Origin of the sequence: Microbulbifer mangrovi (assembly GCF_002009015.1) — a bacterium.
Classification (GTDB): Bacteria; Pseudomonadota; Gammaproteobacteria; order Pseudomonadales; family Cellvibrionaceae; genus Microbulbifer; species Microbulbifer mangrovi.
Genome location: NZ_LZDE01000133.1, coordinates 1 through 2,488 on the forward strand (window position 1 = coordinate 1; position 2,488 = coordinate 2,488).

Consider the following 2,488-nt stretch of genomic DNA (forward strand, 5'->3'; position numbering starts at 1 on the left):
GACGCTTCTGAAAACAGGTACCCGGCACCGCGCCTTCGCATCGTATTTTTGCGCTCCATAGCAAATTCTCTTTTCTGACCAAAATCGATATCCCTTCATGAGCCTGAACATCATCTTCGCCGGCACCCCCGATTTCGCCGCGGTACACCTGCAATCCCTGCTCGACAGCGAACACAAGGTGATCGCCGTCTACAGCCAGCCCGATCGCCCCGCCGGGCGCGGCAAGAGGCTACTGGCGAGCCCGGTTAAGCAACTGGCGCTTGAGCACGATATCCCGGTTTACCAGCCGCGCTCCCTGCGCGACGAAGACGCGCAGCGGGAACTGGCAGCGCTGAATGCCGATGTGATGGTGGTGGTGGCCTATGGCCTGATACTGCCGCAGGTTGTGCTGGATACCCCGCGCCTGGGCTGTGTGAATGTGCACGCCTCTCTGCTGCCACGCTGGCGCGGCGCGGCGCCGATCCAGCGCGCAGTGGAAGCCGGGGATGCGGAGAGCGGCGTGGCCATCATGCAGATGGAGGCCGGGCTGGATACCGGGCCGGTGCTGGTTGAGGTGCGCACGCCGATCACTGCCAATGAAACGGGCGGTAGCCTGCACGACAAACTTGCCGGCCTGGGCGGGCCTGCACTGCTGGAAGCGCTCGAGGCACTGGAGAACGGCACCGCACAGCCGCAGGTCCAGGACGACACGCTTGCCAATTACGCCGGCAAAATTTCCAAAGAAGAAGCCCGTATCGACTGGCAGCGCCCCGCAGCGGAACTGGCGCGGCTTATCCGCGCGTTTAACCCGTTTCCGGTGTGCTGGACCGAGTATCTCGACGGCAAGGGCAAATCCCAGCGCCTGCGGATCTACGCTGCCAAACACGAACAGGGCTGTCACACCGAGCAACCGGGCACAATCCTGGGGGCAGATGACGAGGGTATCCTGGTGGCCTGCGGGCGCGAGGCCTTGCGTCTGAGTCAACTACAATTGCCGGGCAAGAAGGCCCTGCCGGTTGCTGAAATTCTCAAGGGCTATCGCGAACTGTTTGTCGCGGGTACCCAGCTAGGCCAGATCCATGAGTGATACCTCCAGCAAAACCCTCAAAGACACCCGCGCCCTCGCCGCCCGGGTTATTGCCCGTCTGTATCAAGATCGGGGTTCCCTGCAGCGCTTGCTGCCGTGGGCGGAAAAACAGGTGGACGAAAAAGACCGTGCACTGCTGCGCGAGCTCTGCTACGGCACCGCCCGCTTCGCCCCGCGCCTGGAGCTGATGCTGAAAAAACTGCTGCGCAAGCCGGTCAAGGATGAGGAGCTGGAAGCGCTGATGCTGGTGGGTCTGTACCAGCTCGAATACACCCGCATCCCCGATCACGCCGCCATCGCCGCCACCGTCGAAGCCGCCCGCACGATCAAGCTCGGCCACGCCACCGGCGTGGTCAACGGTGTGTTGCGCAATGCCCTGCGCAATAAGGAAACACTCACTCGCAAGCTCTCCGGCAACCCCCAGTTCAGCTCCGCACACCCAGAATGGCTGCAACAGGCCATCAAAAACGCCTGGGGCAGTGAAGCCAGAACCATCTTCACCGCCAACAACGAAAACCCGCCCATGACCCTGCGGGTGAATGCCGCGCAGACCAACCGCGACGATTACCTGGAACAGCTCAAACAGGCGGGCATCCCCGCGCAGCCCTGTGAGCTGGCTGAGTCCGGACTCGTGCTGGAAAACCCCGTCGCCGTAACCCGGCTGCCCGGCTTCGAAGAGGGCCTGGTCAGTGTGCAGGACCAATCCGCGCAGCTGGCTGCGCACCTGCTCGACCCGCAGGCAGGAGAAAAAATCCTCGACGCCTGCGCCGCCCCCGGTGGCAAAACCTGCCACCTGATGGAGCTGCAACCCGACCTCGACCTGAGCGCACTGGATATAGAAGAAGAGCGCCTTGACCGGGTGATCGAGAATATGGAGCGCCTCGGCATTGCCGTACAGGTCATCTGCGCCGACGCCGCCGAGCCGGAACACTGGTGGGACGGCGAACAGTACGACCGCATCCTGCTAGACGCCCCCTGCTCCGCCACCGGTGTCATCCGTCGCAACCCGGATATCAAGCTGCTGCGGCGGCCCGAAGACATTGCCGAACTGGCCGAACTGCAGGGCCGAATACTGCGCGCAATGTGGCCGCTGCTCAAACCCGGCGGCACCCTGCTCTATGCCACTTGCTCCATACTCCCAGAGGAAAACAGCGCTCAGGTGGCGCGCTTCGTTGCGGAGACACCGGATGCGAGGGACAATACGCCGCAATTGCTGCACGATCAGCCCTGGGGGCTGCCGCAGGAAGCTGGTATGCAACTGTTGCCCGGTATTCATGCAGGCGACGGGTTTTACTACGCGAAGCTGGAAAAGCTGATTCCAGAGGGCTGACCCTGGAGGATTCGCTGAACTGTTCTCTGGCTTACGAAGTACAACTATAGAAATTTAAGGCCGAGTGCCGGGGGCGAGTTTTCAGGAGCGTC

At 62.4% G+C, this 2,488-nt stretch carries 2 protein-coding genes; both read left to right on the top strand.

The window, feature by feature from the left end; genetic code table 11:
- Positions 1 to 97 precede the first annotated feature (97 nt).
- Positions 98 to 1,066, top strand: coding sequence for a methionyl-tRNA formyltransferase (gene fmt / locus B4U49_RS00745; RefSeq protein ID WP_078082695.1), 969 nt, complete (start codon positions 98 to 100; stop codon positions 1,064 to 1,066).
- Positions 1,059 to 2,396, top strand: coding sequence for a 16S rRNA (cytosine(967)-C(5))-methyltransferase RsmB (rsmB, locus tag B4U49_RS00750; protein WP_078082696.1), 1,338 nt, complete (start codon positions 1,059 to 1,061; stop codon positions 2,394 to 2,396). The genes fmt and rsmB overlap by 8 nt, the downstream gene beginning before the upstream one ends.
- Positions 2,397 to 2,488 lie beyond the last annotated feature (92 nt).

Excerpts from the sequence above, each read along its gene's own strand:
- fmt (WP_078082695.1), top strand. The coding sequence starts at position 98 with ATGAGCCTGAACATCATCTTCGCCGGCACCCCCGATTTCGCCGCGGTA.
- rsmB (WP_078082696.1), top strand. The coding sequence starts at position 1,059 with ATGAGTGATACCTCCAGCAAAACCCTCAAAGACACCCGCGCCCTCGCC.